The sequence below is a fragment of the Paenibacillus andongensis genome (assembly GCF_025369935.1).
GTDB classification, from domain to species: Bacteria; Bacillota; Bacilli; order Paenibacillales; family NBRC-103111; genus Paenibacillus_E; species Paenibacillus_E andongensis.
The window spans coordinates 299,963-317,043 of sequence record NZ_CP104467.1 but is presented as its reverse complement, the minus strand read 5'-3'; the positions used below and the strand labels follow the sequence as shown (position 1 = coordinate 317,043).

The window sequence follows — 17,081 nt, the reverse complement described above, 5'->3', positions numbered from 1 at the left end:
GTTACTTCGCCCCCTGGACGAGCTGGATGTAGGAAGCTGGCTCTAAGCTCGCTCCGCCAACAAGTGCGCCATCAATGTCAGGCTGTGCCATGTACTCGGCAATGTTGTTCGGCTTAACGCTGCCGCCGTATTGAATGCGAACCACTTCTGACACTGCGGAGCCGTATAGACCGCTCACAAGCTGACGGATGTAGCCGATAACGTCTTGCGCGTCTTCAGCAGTGGAAGATTTACCTGTACCAATAGCCCAAATTGGCTCATAAGCGATAACAACTTGCGCTGCTTGCTCTGCACTAAGACCAGCAAAAGCTGCTTCTGTTTGCACTTTGCAGACATCTTTTGTTTGACCCGCTTCGCGCTCTTCCAGCTTCTCGCCTACGCAAAGGATTGGAGTTAAACCGTGTTTGAAAGCCGCAACGACTTTCTTGTTCACGATTTCATCTGTCTCAGCGAAGTAAGCTCTACGCTCGGAGTGCCCGATGATCACATACTCCACACCAAGATCTTTCAGCATAACGCCGCTGATTTCACCAGTGAATGCGCCATTGTCTTCAAAATGCAGGTTTTGTGCACCCACATGAACATCCGTGCCTTTCGCAGCTTCAACCAGAGCAGGAAGATTCGTGAATGGGGAGCAAATTACACTCTCCACGCCTTCTACCGTGCTTCCTTTCACTTCGTTCACGAAGCTAATGGCTTCGGAAACGGTTTTGAACATTTTCCAGTTACCCGCGATAATCGGTTTTCTACTCATTGGATAGGCTCTCCTTAACGTTTATTGCCAGAAAAACTGGCTTCGTAAGCATTTGCTTTACAATCAATTATTTATCGTTCAATGCTACTACGCCTGGCAATGCTTTACCTTCCATGAATTCCAAGGAAGCTCCGCCACCTGTGGACATATGGTTCATTTGATCAGCCAAGTGGAATTTCTCTGTTGCTGCAGCGGAATCACCACCACCGATAACGGTGTAACCGGAAGTTGCTGCACAAGCCTCAGCTACTGCACGCGTACCGTGAGAGAAAGGCTCGATTTCGAAAACGCCCATCGGTCCATTCCAAACAACCAATTTGGACTTCGCGATAACGTCTGCATAAAGCTCACGTGTTTTCGGTCCGATGTCAATGCCTTCCCAATCTGCAGGAATGCCGTCAACGCCAACGATTTGCGTGTTCGCATCTGCGCCGAATTTATCAGCAACAACGATATCAACGGGAATCAAGAAGTTAACGCCTTTTTCTTTCGCTTTAGCAAGAAAGCTAAGCGCTAGGTCAAGTTTCTCGTTATCCACGAGGGATTTACCGATTTCGTGACCTTGTGCTTTCAAGAATGTATAGGACAGACCGCCGCCAATCAGGACGTTGTCTGCAATGTTCAGGAGGTTCTCAATGACAGCGATTTTGTCTTTTACTTTGGATCCGCCAACGATGGCTGTGAAAGGACGCTCTGGGTTGTTCAGCGCTTTGCCTAGAACTTCAAGCTCTTTCTCCATCAAAAGACCGGAAACAGCTGGAATATAAGCTGCAATGCCTGCAGTCGAAGCATGTGCACGGTGAGCAGCACCGAAAGCATCATTCACGAACAGATCAGCCAGATCAGCGAAAGCTTTTGCCAAATCAGCATCATTCTTCTCTTCGCCTTCGTTGAAACGAACGTTTTCAAGCAAGAGAACATCGCCATTTTCAAGCGCATCCACTTGTGCTTTCACGATTTCACCAACGGATTGATCCGCCTTGATCACGTTTTGACCAAGAAGCTCAGCCAATTTAGCAGCAACTGGCGTTAAACGCATTTCTTCCACAACTTGACCTTTTGGACGACCAAAATGACTTGCAAGAATGACTTTAGCGCCTTGCTCTACTAAGAATTTAATCGTAGGCAGTGTTTCTCTGATTCGTGTATCATCGGTGATTTGACCATTCTCTACAGGTACGTTGAAATCAACGCGAACAAATACTCTTTTACCAGCTACTTCAACATCGCGAACACTTTTCTTACTCATAGGTCAAAGCCTCCTGAACGTGTAGGGTATACTTGCGGTCAACCTTTTATAGGGGAAAATCGCACATAAAGAGGAGAATCTCTTCTCCCCTTCATGTGTTTTTAAGTCTGTGTAATTAATTATAGACCTTTTTTAGCGATGAAAGCTACCAAGTCAACAACACGGTTGGAGTAGCCCCACTCGTTATCGTACCAGGAAACCACTTTCAGCATGTTGTCGCCAACTACCATTGTGGATAGAGCATCGATTGTGGAGGAAGCTGGGTCACCATTGAAGTCGCTGGATACAAGCGGCTCTTCAGTGTAGTTCAGAATGCCTTTAAGAGGGCCTTCGGAAGCTTGTTTTAGAGCTGCATTTACTTCGTCAACAGTTACGTTAACTTTCAATTCAACTACCAAATCAGTAACGGATACGTTAGGTGTAGGAACACGCATAGCCATACCGTTCAATTTACCTTTAAGTTCAGGAAGAACAAGACCGATTGCTTTTGCTGCACCAGTGCTGGAAGGAATGATGTTCTCAGCTGCTGCGCGAGCACGACGAAGATCTTTATGAGGAACGTCAAGCACGGATTGGTCATTTGTGTAAGAGTGAACAGTTGTCATCATACCTTTTACGATACCGAAGCTATCGTTGATAACTTTCGCGAAAGGAGCCAGACAGTTTGTTGTACAAGAAGCGTTGGAGATAATTGTGTGAGCTGCCGGATCGTATTTATCCTCGTTCACACCAAGTACGATTGTGATATCTTCGTCGGAAGCTGGAGCGGAAATGATAACTTTCTTAGCTCCGCCTTTCAAGTGAAGGGCTGCTTTTTCTTTAGCTGTGAAAATACCAGTAGATTCGATAACGATTTCTGCGCCTACAGATGCCCAAGGCAGGTTCCCAGGGTCACGCTCAGCAAAAACTTTGATGGAGCGACCGTTAACGAACAATTCGCCTTCGCCAGCTTCAACTGTAGCGTCTAGTTTACCGTGAGTTGTGTCATATTTGAGCAAATGAGCCAATGTTTTTACGTCTGTCAAATCGTTAACTGCTACGATCTGTACTTCTGGATTGTTCAAAGCTGCGCGAAACACGTTACGACCAATACGTCCGAAACCGTTAATACCTACTTTTGTTGTCATAGCCAATTCCTCCTAAGATTAAATAAATAATTATATTTCAAAACGCAGCTGATGAAGGCATACGTTATGATGTCTTTCGTCTTAGTTAAACATGTTTCATAATTTCCAAAGCTGCTGCCTCATCGGTCACAAGAACATCTTCCTGTCCATGACGAAGCACGGAAGCGATCGCTTCCCCTTTGCTCTTCCCGCCGGCTACACCAATGACGACTTCAATGCGCTGCAGATCCTCCAGACGAAGTCCTACGGTTGGCATCTTGTGAACCACATTTCCTTGGCGGTCAAAATAGTATCCTAACGCTTCTGCAAGAGCACCCTCGGCTTCCAGGCTTCGTGTCGTCTCGGCGTCGACCTTACGTCTGCGCGCCATGACCATAGCATCCCCGATACCGTGTACAACAATGCGACAACTGCGAACAGCGTCCACAACTTCTTGAATTTGCGGATCTTGGATAAGCGATTGGTACGCTTCTTCCCCGAGATGATCCGGTACATGCAGCAATCGGTATTTACCGCCTGTTTTCTTGGCCATAATAGAAGCGATGGTGTTCGCTTGCATATCCACACTTTCACCAAGTCCACCGCGAGCAGGCACGAACCAACTGCCTTTCATCGATGAGGATATTGCCAGGTTGTTGGCAATCTGCGCCATCGTAGACCCGCCGGTTACAGCGATGATATCATCCTTGGACACGTACTTGCGGAGTGCTGCTGCACCTGCACGTCCTAGCTCCTTCTTCGTAAAGACTGAAGTGTCGGAGTCGCCTGGAACAACAATTACTTGCGAGATGCCGTATGACTTAGCAATGCTTTCCTCCAAGTCCGTCAATCCAAAAGCCATCTTAATGATGGGCTGCATATCCTCAAGCAATTGACGACCCGATTCACTTATCTTCATCCCTGTTGCATCCGATTCGAGAAGTCCAAGCTCCTTAAGGAATTCAACTTCCCCGCGCAGCACGCGTTCGGTCATATCGAGCGAAGAAGCTAACGTTCTGCGTCCGACAACACCGGAGACTAAGATATGATGTAGAATCGAGTACCGCTTCTTCATGATGTCCATGAGGTCCGGCAAGAGCTGTTTCTGAATGTCAAGAATTTCTCTCATATGACGACTTATAACGCTCCTGATCCGTCGATGGACGTTTTATGTCCCGGGTATACATTTTGTGTCCCACCCGGGCGAAAAAAAAGTTCCTTGCCCAATTCCCACATCAGAAAGTTGAATTCACTTGAGATTGTTCAACGTGAACGCCTTCTGATAACTTACTTTTTCATTATAACCAATATTCTTCCCAGATTCAAGATTTGTTCAAACATTTTTCACCAATATGGGCTGAAAGGGCTTACTGTCTTGCTTTTTCTGGGCGGCTGACATATAATAACCCTTGCTTCACTTTTTTAACTTTTTATGCGCCCGTGGTCCAATGGATATGACGTAGGCCTCCGAAGCCTGAGATAAAGGTTCGATTCCTTTCGGGCGCGTCCCTTAGAAATGCAGCAGAATCAGCTTCGAATCAACAACTGATCAACAATAGAATGGCCAAAATCAGCATCTCTGCTGATTTTTTTTGATCTTAGTTTGACCTTTCTTGACCTTCGGAGGTTTTTTCGTTATCATACTTGTAGATACTGTAAACAGTATGTACCATGTAACCACCCCAAGGAGGTCATTCTCATGAGTTTTATTCCTATGGTCGTCGAACAGGACGCGCGCGGTGAAAGAGGGTATGACATCTACTCTCGCTTACTGAAGGACCGCATTATTTTCTTAGGCACGGGTGTCAACGATGTTGTGGCTAACTCCATCATTGCTCAGCTACTTTTCTTGGCCGCACAAGATCCTGATAAAGATATCTCGCTTTACATCAACAGCCCTGGCGGTTCCATTACAGCCGGTATGGCCATCTTTGACACGATGCAGTTCATTAAGCCAGACGTATCCACGATCTGCGTTGGTATGGCTGCTTCTATGGGCGCATTCCTCCTCACAGCAGGTGCCAAAGGCAAACGTTACGCTTTGCCTAACAGTGAAGTCATGATTCACCAGCCACTAGGTGGCGCTGAAGGTCAAGCCTCAGACATCGAAATCCGCGCTAAGCGCATTTTGAAAATGAGAGACAACCTGAACAAAATCCTAGCAGAGCGCACGGGCCAAACTTTCGAGCGCATCGAAAAGGATACAGACCGCGATAATTTCATGAGCGCTGCGGAAGCGGCCGAATACGGACTCATCGATAAAGTCATCGAGCGCGTCTAATTTGTAAAATAACAACCAGCCTGCATGGACTGCTCATACGAGCGGTTGTGCGGCTGGTTTTTTTATGGAGCATACACATTTCACTTACCACCGCCGCTATAAGCTCGGAAACCGAAGCTCACTTCACATGCGAATCAGTCGATTTCCGAGCTTATTCCCCATCTCTGACCGCCGCCACAAAGTCCACAAAAAAAAGAGCCTCCTGAGATCCCAGTGTTATGCTGTACGCATCATTAGGATCTCCAAGGGCTCTTATCTTTTCATCTTATTTCTTCTCATCCAACGGATAGAAAATCAGGTCAATCGGGAATGCCGACCCCGCCGGAGGCGTGAACTCGATATCCAGCGCGTCTTCCGTACCCGTCGTACGAGCCAGCACTTCCATTCCGTCAAAAGCCGTGATGACACCGGAGTAAGGAACCGGAATGATCTCACCGTTGATTTTGAACGGTCCTTTGAACACGCCACCTTTGGCCATAATCATAACAGCCATCTTACGCGGCTTATCCGCATGGATTTTATAGACCACGCCATAATTACCGCCGTTCTCCACGTTCTCCTTGCGCATCACGTCATACCCTTTAACGAACGGATCCGTCTTGTTATCCCCAATCGTAAGTACCGACGTTTTCGTGAAGCTTGTGGCATCTACATCCCATTTAATCTCCGATATCGGGAACGTCCCGCGTACATGGCCTGTGAAGCCCAATAACGGAAGCTCTTGTGCTATCGTTGGCGTCAGCATGCGATCAGTCACACCGAATGAGATTTGAAGCTCACCGTCTGTTTCCACATCGTAAAATAAGTTCACACCCTGCCCCGGATAGAAGTCCGGAAGCTTCGCATACACGTAAGTCTCATGAGGAGGCACCGTTAGTTCGTCCGTGTACACATTGCCTAGAAGGAAGTCTACGGATGCTTCGCTACCGATCAAATTCGCATAAACGGAAGGATATACCTCCCCTTTATTCGTTGTTTTGATCTTAACCGGTTTATCCGAGTTATTCGTTGCAAAAATTGCCATGGTCATCTTTTGCTTCGTACCGTTGATATGATCGGCATACAGTCGAGCCTTACCATTGATGTTATCACGGTACAGAATACCGCTCTCTGTAAATTCCTCCGGACTGTCGCTCACAAGCAGCGTGCGTCCCGGAACTTCCGTTACTTTTTTAGGCAATGGAGCCATTTCATTGAAATGCGCCCAAATGGTACCCCAGTCCGACTTAATAAAACCACCAACCGGCTTCATATAAATCGGGTATTCTACTTCATTCAAATAAGGTTCATTAATCACTGTTACAAAGCTTTTGAACAATTTACTTACATGTCCGTGACCATCTTTAACCGTCAAAGTAACCGGATATGTACCTGGTTTGAAAAAGGCTTCCTGATTGCCTGCCCAATCATAGGAGGCGATACCTTCCGCATCGGGATCATAGCTAAGATCGAGATACTTCACAGGCTCTCCAAGACGGTATGTAGGCTTTGCCGTTGTAAACTTAGCTACAGGTCTGGAGTTGCTATCCTGGTCAATGTAGATGCCCTCAGGCGACTTAAAATGTACGATTTCTACTCGACGAAGTTCGTTGTTATATTTATACTTCGCGCCCATATAATCGGCCAACCAAGTTAGCTTCACCAGAAGCTTTCCATTTACGATCGCAGCAACCGAGTTAAAAGGAATATCCACCCCATTCGTTGTCACGGTTTTATGATCAGAATCGAGAACGATGTTGTAACCCGGAGGGGTCATCTGAATGGTCCGTGAGGCATCATTCCACTCCACCTTGAAACCCATCGTATCTCCAAGAAATTTAGCAGGGACGAACGTGCTGCCATTGATAATGGTAGATGGAGAATCCAAATGGATTTGCTGATCATTAACGAATGCTTCTGACTTATCGATATAAAGTAAAATGAAGGACGAGCTTGTCGATACCGCGTAAGCTGCCGGTGCTGTAATCGTACTAGCAAGAAACACGATCAACGCAAGCAGGAGGGTAACCTCTTTTTTTAGCGAATTCAATTTCATTCTCTTCTCTGGCTCCTTTAGCATTTGAATACATTACGGCAGGAATGGCAAATAGCCCTTTCCTTCGTTGACCACGTTCATTAGACGCCGCCAAGAGAAAAAGGTTGCTAATTCCCCTAATTGTTAACAAATTTGACACTTATTAATCTGCATACTGTACGACCGCTTCACTGGCAAAAAAGCCTCCTCGAAAGGAAGCTTTTGAAGGATTATTGGTTTTCCAATTCTTCCTTGCTGACTAATGTGACTAAAGCGTTTACAGCCTGCTCGGCATCCGAACCTTCTGCACTTATGAAGACTTCGGTCCCTGTACTGATCGCAAGACTCATAATTCCCATGATGCTTTTCGCATTCACTTTCTTTTCATCTTTCTCAACAAAGATCTCGGATGAAAATTTATTCGCCTCTTGAACAAACAATGCCGCAGGTCTGGCATGAAGTCCTGTTCTCAACTTCACAACGACTGGACGTCTGGACATGGAACTAATTCCCCCTAATATGGAGCTTATATGAATTACTATTGATAACAGTGCTATTCCCTATGTTTTAACATTATAGCATTTTTCCCTGAAGTACACTAGAAAAAATGAGAAAAACTTATAGATGCGCTGTACAGGGGCTTCTTATCTACGAATTCCGCTGTTTTTCAGCCAATTCGTCAATTTTTCGCAGACGATGATTGACGCCGGATTTGCTCACACTGCCCTTAAGCATGTCGCCAACTTCCTTGAGATTCAGATCGGGATGCTGAAGTCTAATTTCGGCAACCTCTCTTAGCTTCTCAGGCAAGCTATCGAGCCCGACCTCCCTTTGTAGGAGACGGATATTTTCAATCTGTCTAACAGCTGCACCGATCGTCTTGTTGAGATTCGCTGTTTCACAATTGACAATGCGATTCACCGAGTTGCGCATATCCTTCATGATTCGGACATCTTCAAAGCGCAGCAGCGCTTGATGTGCCCCAATGATACTTAGAAACTCGATAATCTTCTCGCCTTCTTTGATATACAAGACGAACCCTTTTTTGCGTTCGATGCAGCGGGCATTCAAATCGAATTTGTTCGCAAGCTGCGACAACGCCTTGCAGTGCTCCTCGTAAATCGAGGCAATCTCGAGATGATACGAAGAACCCTCGGGGTTATTCACCGAGCCTCCAGCCATGAATGCCCCACGAAGATAGGCACGTTTGCAGCAGTTGCCTCGAATGATCTCTTTGTTAATTCCCGTGGTGAAAATAAACCCTTCGGAAACGATTTTCAGATCACTGAGCAGCTCCTGAACCTGACCAGGAACTCTAACGATATACACGTTATTCTTCTTCAAACGCATTTTTTTACGCACGAGCAGCTCGGTGTGCAATTTGTACGTCTTTTTGATGAGCGTGTAAATCCGCCTAGCAATAGCTGCATTTTCAGTGGAAATATCAAGTACAACACGTTGGCTGGTTAACTGTACAGATCCATTCATTCGAATCAAAGCCGACAGCTCCGCTTTTTCACAACATGCTTCCGCATCTGCAATTAGCGTTAATTCTTTTTTGGTTGTTGCCGCAAAGGACAAGGGACTCACTTCTTCCTTAACATCCAGCTTTCGACGAGCTGATAAATATGATCACTCAATTTCTCCGCATCATGACGAAGGTAGGTACGAAATAGCACGAGTCGATCAGCAATAATCCGATACCCTCTCTTCGTGACTTCTTCCAGGTCCAAATGAACCGCTTTCGAACCCTTTTCCGCATATTTCGCCTGGACTTGAGGAGGGATTTCCCCATTGTTCACAATCACATAGTCAAACAAGTGTTGGCCTAGGTGATCATAAATGGCATCTAGATGATCGCTGACCGAGTAGTCGTCGGTTTCGCCTGGCTGTGTCATCACATTGCAGATGAACAACTTTACAGCATTTGATTTCACAATCTCTTCCGCGATTCCAGGGACAAGTAGATTCGGCAGCAAGCTGGTATACAAACTACCAGGACCGCACAATATAGCATCCGCATCGCGTATTGCTTGAATAGCCTCAGCTAGCGGTGTCACATTAGCCGGCTCGATGAATACACGCTTGATGCGTCCATCCGCTTTTGGAATCTTGGACTCACCTACGACTAAGGTACCATCTTCCATGATCGCTTTCAATACGATAGCTTGATTCGATGCGGGAAGCACCCGACCTCGAACAGCAAATACCCGATTCATTTCTTGAACCGCAGTGACAAAGTCACCTGTAATATCTGTAAGTGCTGCTAGTATTAGATTTCCCAGACTGTGTCCAGCTAAACCTGTACCCACTTGAAATCTATATTGCAAAATAAGAGATAACAAGGGCTCGACATCAGCAAGGGCCGTTAGCACACTGCGAATGTCACCAGGAGGCGGCATTTGCAATTCATTTCGGAGAATACCAGAGCTTCCTCCATCATCCGCTACCGTCACAATGGCTGTAATATCAACCGGCTTCTCCTTCAATCCTCTAAGCATAACCGAAAGACCTGTTCCACCGCCAATAACGACTATTCTGGGCTTGCGTTGCAATTCAACATGTTCCATACTTCTTTCCACCCTCTTAATCGTAGGACTGCTTATACACGGTCCCGCTCGGCGTCTCGATGACTCAAACGCACGGTTTCGGTTTCGCTGTTCCCCATCACTTTACCGAGATATTCCGTGATGGCGACGGATCGGTGTTTACCTCCAGTACAGCCTATCCCTACAACAACCTGACTCTTGCCCTCTTTCTTATACTGAGGCATTAAGAAATGGAGCATATCGAGCAGTTTATTCAGGAACTCTTGCGTCTCAGTCCACTTCATCACGTAGTCATACACATCGGGATCTTGACCAGTCTGTGGTCGAAGCTGTTCCACATAGTGTGGATTCGGTAAGAAGCGAACATCGAAGATTAAATCAGCATCAATAGGGACACCATATTTAAATCCGAAGGAGATTACATTTATAGATATGCGGTTTGTTTCCAAATTGGTGAACCGGGAAATAATTCTTTCTTTGAGCTGCACCGGCTTAAGCGTACTTGTGTCAATAACCTGGGTGGCTAAGCCTTTTAGTTCTTCAAGCAGTTTTCGCTCAAGACCTATACCTTCAAGCGGCGCTCCATCGGGAGCTAGCGGGTGACGGCGGCGACTTTCCTTATAACGCTGTACTAGCGTAGCATCGGTAGCATCTAGGAATAGAATTTCATAACTAAGCGTGTAATTCTCTTGGATATAACGAAGCGACTCCTGAAGTGCAGTGAAAAATTCACGCCCTCGCAAATCAATTACCAGTGCCACTTTGCCGATTTTCCCCATCGACTGCTCGATCAACTCAGCAAATTTAGGAATCAGCACAGGTGGTAAATTATCGACGCAGAAGAATCCAAGATCCTCTAGACTCTGTACGGCAATCGTCTTACCTGCACCTGACATTCCTGTAATTATGACCAGTTTCGCTAAAGGGTGGTTCTCTTCCATGGATGACACCTTCCTTTGGAGTGCTTCTCGCAGGCCAACTCAGATCAGCTAACCCTACGAACAGTTCATATTACGTCTATCTTAAATTCAAACCAGCAGCGCCTACGATGCCCGCGTCGTTACCAAGCGTTGCAGCAACGATCTCAACACCTTCTGCGGCTACTTCTGGCGTGTACTTCTTAAAGGTTTCACGAATCGGCTGGAACAAAATTTCCCCGGCTTTAGAAACACCACCACCAAGGATAAATCGTTTCGGGTTAACCACAACAGCCACAATAGCCATCGAGCGTCCAATATAATATGCAGCACGATTCACGATGCGCAGGGATACTTCATCTCCGCTCTTGGCTGCATCGAAGACATGCTTCGCTTCAATATTCTCGTGAAGAGCTAATGACGTCTTCTCGCCGCGTTCAACCGCTTCATTCGCCATACGAACGATGCCTGTCGCTGACGATACCGTCTCTAGACAACCCATTTGTCCGCAGCCACACTGAATCGCTTCAATGTCAGGCACAACGGACATATGACCAAGTTCTCCAGCCATACCTGCAGAACCTTGATAAATTTTCCCGTTAATAATAATCCCGCCGCCAACACCTGTTCCAAGCGTATAGCAAACTACATTCGGAATTCCCGCTCCGCTGCCTGCCCAAGCTTCGCCTAAAGCAGCTACATTGGCATCATTGTCAATCTTAACCGTTTTACCAAGAAATTCTTCAAGCATTTTCTTCGCTGGGACGTTATGCCATTGCAAATTGGGAGAGAATTTAACGAAACCTTCCGGAATATCCATGAATCCGGCTAAACCTGCGCCAATACCAGCCACTTGCTCCCATTCAAACGGAGACTCTTCGACAATTTGGCGGACATACTGCGCAATTCGCTCAATTACAAAATCAGCGCCATTTTCAGCGCCTGTAGGGCCTTCAAACGTTTGCAGCAGTTTCCCCTGCTCGTCGCAGATACCTACTTTGATATTCGTACCGCCTAAATCTACACCGATATAAATCTGCTCTGACATTGCAAGGTCACCTCATGAATAATCATAATAATTTTCGGGCATATGCTCCTGTTCCAACTATAAGTCAAGCCTGTAAACTGGTCAAGATTCAACAGCTTCCATGAAAAGAGAAAACGTGGAGAGATTAGCCCTCCACGTTTGCTGTAAAGACTCCAAACCACTTACAGCGACTGGCTCCAATCGTGTACGATGTTGCCTTCTAGGAACTTTTCAGCTTCCAGGGCAGCTGCGCATCCACTTCCGGCTGCTGTAATCGCTTGACGATACTTCGTGTCTTGCACGTCACCACAAGCAAATACGCCAGGGATATTCGTCTCCGTCGTGCCCGGCTTCACAATAATATAGCCTTGCTCATCCGTATCGATTTGTCCACCTAAGAACTTCGTATTCGGTGTATGGCCGATAGCTACAAAGATACCGTCCGTTTCGATGATTTCATCTTCACCGGTTTCGTTATTTTTGACTTTCAGACCTGTTACACCTTTTTCACCAGCTATCACTTCAAGCGGTGTATTATTCAGTGCCCATTTCACTTTTTCGTTACCGCGAGCACGATCCTGCATAATTTTCGAAGCGCGGAGCTCATCGCGACGGTGAACTAAGCGAACTTCCGAAGCAAAGCGAGTAAGGAAATTCGCCTCTTCCATGGCGGAGTCACCGCCACCAACGACAACAATCTTCTTGCCGCGGAAAAAGAATCCGTCACACGTTGCGCAAGTACTTACGCCGCGTCCGATATTTTCTTTCTCATTGGTAATTCCTAGCAATCTGGCTGAAGCACCTGTGGAAATAATCAGTGTTTCTGTCTCGATCTCGCCAAGACCTTCAACTTGCAGTTTGAACGGACGATTCGTAAGCTCAACAGAGTTCACCCAACCGGTTTTGAATTCGGCGCCGAAACGTTCTGCTTGCTTACGCATATTCTCCATTAATTCAGGACCCATAATCCCTTCAGGGAAGCCCGGAAAGTTCTCTACTTCGGTAGTAGTGGTAAGCTGTCCGCCTGGCTCCGGCCCCTCAATAACGAGTGGGCTAAGGTTGGCGCGCGCTAAATAAATGGCTGCTGTTAGACCGGATGGTCCTGTTCCTACAACGACTGATTTGTACATATGGTTTCCCTCCTAGGTGCTTTCCTCAGGAAAGCTATCTTTGTAAGCATCGCCTACGTTTTGCTTCATCAAGACAGCCTTCGTATGCTCCGCTTTATTTTACTTCCATGCGGGCAGTTGAAACCGCCGCTTTATTTATGTATGAAAGCCAAGTCTTTCGACAAGGCAAAAGACTGGCTATCAAATACTCGTGAATTTATTGAAAATAGCTTCCATTTTCTCACGCAAACCACATGTGTCATCAATTAACTTTACATTGCGGCTTACTGTTGAGACTGTAACGCCATAGCGCGTAGATACTTCCTGATAGGAAATAGCTCGGCGATGCATTTTGGCGATCAAATATTCTAACGCTGCTGCCCAGCCCTCAGATTTATGAATCTTAGGCACTGCCGGGTAAATTTTCGTCAAAAATTCAACCCATAGAATTTCCAAATCATACTGTTGAACCATGTCATAGCGCTTGTGCATATGCGACAGCGCCGTTTCCATCACACTCTGCCATTTGGCATCCCAAATGGGCAAATGCGGCGAATAAGGAGAGGCCTCTACCATAATCTCTTTGTTCTCCAGATAGGCGGGAAGTGACTCTCGGATCCCCATACTGCGAAGCACGAAAATCGCGACTTTCTTCAAGTAGTCATCTTCTTGACGATCTAAGATGAAATCCTGCAAAGCATCTCTCACTTCATTATCAGCAATTAAACCGAACGCTTGAATCACCTGCAGCTTCGTTTCGATATCACCATGACGCAGAGCCCAGAAGAAAGAGGATCGGACTAGCGGATCTTTCTTCAATTGATCCGGGATTCCTTGCGTGGATTTCTCCAACACCTTAAACTGCTCTTCGAAGGGCAGATGATAGTGATAGCTCCAAGTTAGCGGCCCTTCTGCCTTCTCGCGTGAGCGCAGCTGCTCCAAGTAAAACTTAGAGATTTCGGCACCGGGATCTAGCTTCTCGGCTTGCTTCCAATAACGGTAAGCTTCGCCGAATCGACCGATATGACTGGCTGCTACCGCTGCATAATGATAGAGGCAAGGGTCTGCTGTCCCGTCTCCTGCTTTAAGCAGACGCTTAAACAAGTGGTATGCCTTCTCATGCTCAGAAAGGATACCCATCGTTGTAGCAAGCTTGAACACATGATCCTGCTGAAAAGGAAACGTCTTGCACAATAGAGCGGTTAGCTCAGCTAACTCCTCCTTGTTACCGAAATGCTGATGGAAAATGGCCATATTACACAGCGCATGCAGATTTCCGGCATCAATGTCGAGCACCGCACGAATCGTTTCCATCGCCTTCTCAAACTGACCCATATAGTAATATGCAAGGGCCAGATTGTTGCGCGCAGCTGTGAAATCAGGCTGATTCTTCACCAATTTCTCTAACTGCCTCACAGCTTCAGCGAATTTCCCCTCTTCGAGAAGCGCACGGGCTTTATCATGCTCGAAGAGCCCTTCTCGACTCTTAATGCTAGTGAGAGGGGCGGGACGTTCAAGCTCGTAGCTCAGCATTTCCATCATTTCTTCGGACTCATCCATGAATTGACCTGTGGGGTCAGTCTCCAAATATCGAACTAACGCTTGTTCGGCCTGCTCGAAATTTTCCATGTTGGCATAGTTGTTTGCCATATAAAAGTGACATTCCGTCATCTCGGGATCGATCGTATCAAGGACATGCTGCAGAATTTGGTTCGACTCGTCATAATTGCCCATTTCGGAGAGAACTCCTGCGAGATTGCAGTGATTCACAGGATTATCCTGCTCATACTCTGCAGCTCGCCGGAAATATTTCAATGCCTTATCATAATGAAACCGATCCAAAGATTGAACCGCTCTCTCGAAAAAGAATGCGGCATCCATGTTAATTGAGATAACTTTAGGCTTTGGCGCTTCGGACACACGCTTAATCTTTTCCATAGCAAGACACCTCCGGCAATTTGATTACACTCAAATTATACCATAGATCGCTTGGAAGCCAAAAACATAATCCGAAGGTAAGATCTGGTCTTGCTTTTTATCATTGACCCTTGTTCAATCGGGGCTTAAAAAGTCGGCTTTCAAAACCGAGAAGGTTGGACAAAGTCTGAGGAACGAGGAACGGAGCGTAGGTAAGCCTACGTGAGTACCGCAGTTCCCAGACTTTGTTCAAGATTCGACGCCGAATCCACTTCCTGCATACGCATCGTTTTCAAAGTCGTCTTGTAAAGCTTCCTTATACGCCGCCGTATTTGAAGAGGGAGGATAGGGAGCCACCGTCATTGATAATGCGAATCGCATCAGACAACAGCGGAGCTACGGAAAGCACATTGAATTTATCGGAATGTCCTTCCGGAATCGCAATGGAGTCCGTAATGATGACTTCCTTAATGCTAGGGTGATCTAGGCGCTGCAGGGCAGGTCCGGAGAATACAGGATGTGTCGCACAAATATATACGTCATGCGCTCCTCTTTCCTTCAGGCTCTCAACAACGTTGACAATCGTCGTACCGGTATCGATAAGATCCTCGATAATAATCGGCGTACGGCCGGCTACATCACCAATGACATGGGTAATCACCGATTCATTATGTTCTGGGCGCTTCTTGATCATCATTGCGAATGGCGCGTCGAGAATGTTGGCCATTTTCTCAGCCGTTGTCGCACGTCCAGCATCCGGAGAAACGATAACTGGGTTAGGCAAATTTCTTCTTTTAATGTTATCGCTGATCAGATCAAGCGCTGTTAAGTGGTCCACCGGAATATTGAAGAAGCCTTGAATCGCAGGTGCATGAAGGTCAATCGTTACGACACGAGTTGCACCAGCTGCACTGAACAAGTCAGCTACTAATTTAGCAGAAATCGGCTCACGCGGAGCAGCTTTACGTTCTTGACGAGAGTAACCATAGTATGGGATGACAAGGTTGATCGTTCTTGCAGAAGCTCTTTTCGCGGCATCCATCATGACCAGAAGTTCCATCATGTGCTCATTAATCGGATGGGAAAAAGTTTGTACCAGGAATACGTCACAGTTACGAATCGTTTCTTCGTAAAGACAGTAAATTTCTCCGCTTTTAAAACGGGAAAGCTTAATTTGTCCAAGCGGCTGGCCGAGCTCTTTACAAATACGTTCCGCAAGCTTCGGATTCGAAGATCCGGAAAAGATTTTAACATTGTCGCTATGCATGGTTAATGGTTACCTCCGAAGGTTCATTAAATAGATTATACAGTTCCTATTCATTATACATGAAACATGTCGAATTTAAAAAGTCACAAGATGTCGTTTTCGGGCAGAAAATGTGGCTATTTCGTTAAATCCAACGGATTTCAAGAGTTCCCTGGCTTCGTCCAAATACTGGGACAACCGATCCGGCTGGTGCGCATCCGAACCTATCGTGAGTGGAATTCCCACCTTATGACAATATTCCAGCATTCGGCGGCTCGGAAACATCTCTTTACACGGATGGCGCAAGCCCGAAGCATTCAGCTCGATCGCAAGATCACATTCTTTCACAATGTCCAGTGCCGCCTTCTCCAGCTCCCATGTATCCCGATCCGGAACATAACCAAATCGTTTAATCATATCGATATGACCGATATAATCATACAGTCCTGTGCGGACTGCTTTCTTCACTGCCTCGTAGTATTGGGTATAAACTTCATAAATATCCTTGCCTTCCCAACCTGCGAGCTGCCTAAAATCGGAAATATCCCACTCCCCAAGGAAATGGACGGAACCGATGACATAATCCCAAGGGTATGCTTGGATGATTGCGGCAATCTGCGTCTCATAGCCTTCGATATAATCGCCCTCTAGCCCAACACGGATATCAATATGATCTTTGTACTTCTCTTTAAGATGCAGGCACTCCTCGACATAGCGAGGCAGCTCTTCCATCGGCATGGCCATTTCCGGCCAATAAGTCGCAGGGTCCACATGCAAAAGCGGCATATGATCCGAAAGCCCCAACTGTGTGAGCCCGATCTCGATGCCGCGTTTGACGTAGTCCTCCAGTTCCCCAGAGGCGTGACCGCAGCGCACATGATGTGTATGATAATCAATCAACATCGTGAATTC

Annotated in this window: 15 protein-coding genes and 1 tRNA gene; 2 read left to right on the top strand and 14 right to left on the bottom strand. The window is 46.5% G+C overall.

Annotated elements, in window-relative coordinates; all coding sequences use genetic code 11:
• Position 1: 1 nt before the first annotated feature.
• The 4 genes from tpiA to NYR53_RS01460 all read right to left on the bottom strand — a co-directional run bounded on the left by tpiA (position 2) and on the right by NYR53_RS01460 (position 4,238).
• A complete protein-coding gene (gene tpiA / locus NYR53_RS01475; protein WP_261303610.1) occupies positions 2 to 754 on the bottom strand; it encodes a triose-phosphate isomerase in 753 nt (250 codons plus the stop codon).
• 67 nt (positions 755 to 821) lie between these two features.
• Positions 822 to 2,003 carry a phosphoglycerate kinase gene (locus NYR53_RS01470; protein ID WP_261303609.1) on the bottom strand — a complete coding sequence of 394 codons (1,182 nt, stop codon included), beginning with the start codon at positions 2,001 to 2,003 and terminating at the stop codon, positions 822 to 824.
• 119 nt (positions 2,004 to 2,122) lie between these two features.
• A complete protein-coding gene (gene gap, locus NYR53_RS01465; RefSeq protein WP_261303608.1) occupies positions 2,123 to 3,130 on the bottom strand; it encodes a type I glyceraldehyde-3-phosphate dehydrogenase in 1,008 nt (335 codons plus the stop codon).
• Positions 3,131 to 3,215: 85 nt separating this feature from the next.
• On the bottom strand, positions 3,216 to 4,238 hold the full coding sequence (locus tag NYR53_RS01460; RefSeq protein ID WP_261303607.1) for a sugar-binding transcriptional regulator: 1,023 nt from the start codon (positions 4,236 to 4,238) through the stop codon (positions 3,216 to 3,218).
• A gap of 305 nt (positions 4,239 to 4,543) precedes the next feature.
• Here NYR53_RS01460 and NYR53_RS01455 point away from each other — a divergent pair.
• A tRNA-Arg gene (locus tag NYR53_RS01455) sits at positions 4,544 to 4,615 on the top strand.
• Positions 4,616 to 4,808: 193 nt separating this feature from the next.
• Positions 4,809 to 5,390, top strand: a complete 582-nt coding sequence (gene clpP, locus NYR53_RS01450) for an ATP-dependent Clp endopeptidase proteolytic subunit ClpP (protein ID WP_029195996.1) — start codon at positions 4,809 to 4,811, stop codon at positions 5,388 to 5,390.
• A gap of 265 nt (positions 5,391 to 5,655) precedes the next feature.
• Here the strand turns inward: clpP and NYR53_RS01445 are convergent, their stop codons facing one another.
• From NYR53_RS01445 to hisJ, 10 genes are all read right to left on the bottom strand, one after another.
• On the bottom strand, positions 5,656 to 7,425 hold the full coding sequence (locus tag NYR53_RS01445) for a stalk domain-containing protein (RefSeq protein WP_261303606.1): 1,770 nt from the start codon (positions 7,423 to 7,425) through the stop codon (positions 5,656 to 5,658).
• A gap of 209 nt (positions 7,426 to 7,634) precedes the next feature.
• The gene (locus NYR53_RS01440) at positions 7,635 to 7,904 is read right to left on the bottom strand and encodes an HPr family phosphocarrier protein (protein WP_028555561.1); all 270 of its coding nucleotides are present in this window, start codon (positions 7,902 to 7,904) and stop codon (positions 7,635 to 7,637) included.
• Positions 7,905 to 8,052: 148 nt separating this feature from the next.
• Positions 8,053 to 8,985, bottom strand: coding sequence for a DNA-binding protein WhiA (gene whiA / locus NYR53_RS01435; RefSeq protein WP_056833529.1), 933 nt, complete (start codon positions 8,983 to 8,985; stop codon positions 8,053 to 8,055).
• Between the two features lie 5 nt (positions 8,986 to 8,990).
• Positions 8,991 to 9,974 carry a gluconeogenesis factor YvcK family protein gene (locus NYR53_RS01430; RefSeq protein WP_290428983.1) on the bottom strand — a complete coding sequence of 328 codons (984 nt, stop codon included), beginning with the start codon at positions 9,972 to 9,974 and terminating at the stop codon, positions 8,991 to 8,993.
• Between the two features lie 32 nt (positions 9,975 to 10,006).
• The gene (gene rapZ, locus NYR53_RS01425) at positions 10,007 to 10,894 is read right to left on the bottom strand and encodes an RNase adapter RapZ (RefSeq protein ID WP_029195992.1); all 888 of its coding nucleotides are present in this window, start codon (positions 10,892 to 10,894) and stop codon (positions 10,007 to 10,009) included.
• Between the two features lie 76 nt (positions 10,895 to 10,970).
• Positions 10,971 to 11,918: an ROK family glucokinase gene (locus NYR53_RS01420; protein WP_261303605.1), complete on the bottom strand. Its 948-nt coding sequence runs from the start codon at positions 11,916 to 11,918 to the stop codon at positions 10,971 to 10,973.
• Between the two features lie 161 nt (positions 11,919 to 12,079).
• Positions 12,080 to 13,027, bottom strand: coding sequence for a thioredoxin-disulfide reductase (gene trxB / locus NYR53_RS01415; protein WP_261303604.1), 948 nt, complete (start codon positions 13,025 to 13,027; stop codon positions 12,080 to 12,082).
• A gap of 180 nt (positions 13,028 to 13,207) precedes the next feature.
• Complete coding sequence (locus NYR53_RS01410; protein ID WP_261303603.1) at positions 13,208 to 14,944, bottom strand: tetratricopeptide repeat protein; 1,737 nt, start codon at positions 14,942 to 14,944, stop codon at positions 13,208 to 13,210.
• Between the two features lie 295 nt (positions 14,945 to 15,239).
• Positions 15,240 to 16,190, bottom strand: a complete 951-nt coding sequence (locus tag NYR53_RS01405; protein WP_047678975.1) for a ribose-phosphate diphosphokinase — start codon at positions 16,188 to 16,190, stop codon at positions 15,240 to 15,242.
• 75 nt (positions 16,191 to 16,265) lie between these two features.
• Positions 16,266 to 17,072 (bottom strand): histidinol-phosphatase HisJ, encoded by an 807-nt coding sequence (gene hisJ, locus NYR53_RS01400; protein WP_261303602.1) that lies wholly within the window; start codon positions 17,070 to 17,072, stop codon positions 16,266 to 16,268.
• Positions 17,073 to 17,081: the final 9 nt, after the last annotated feature.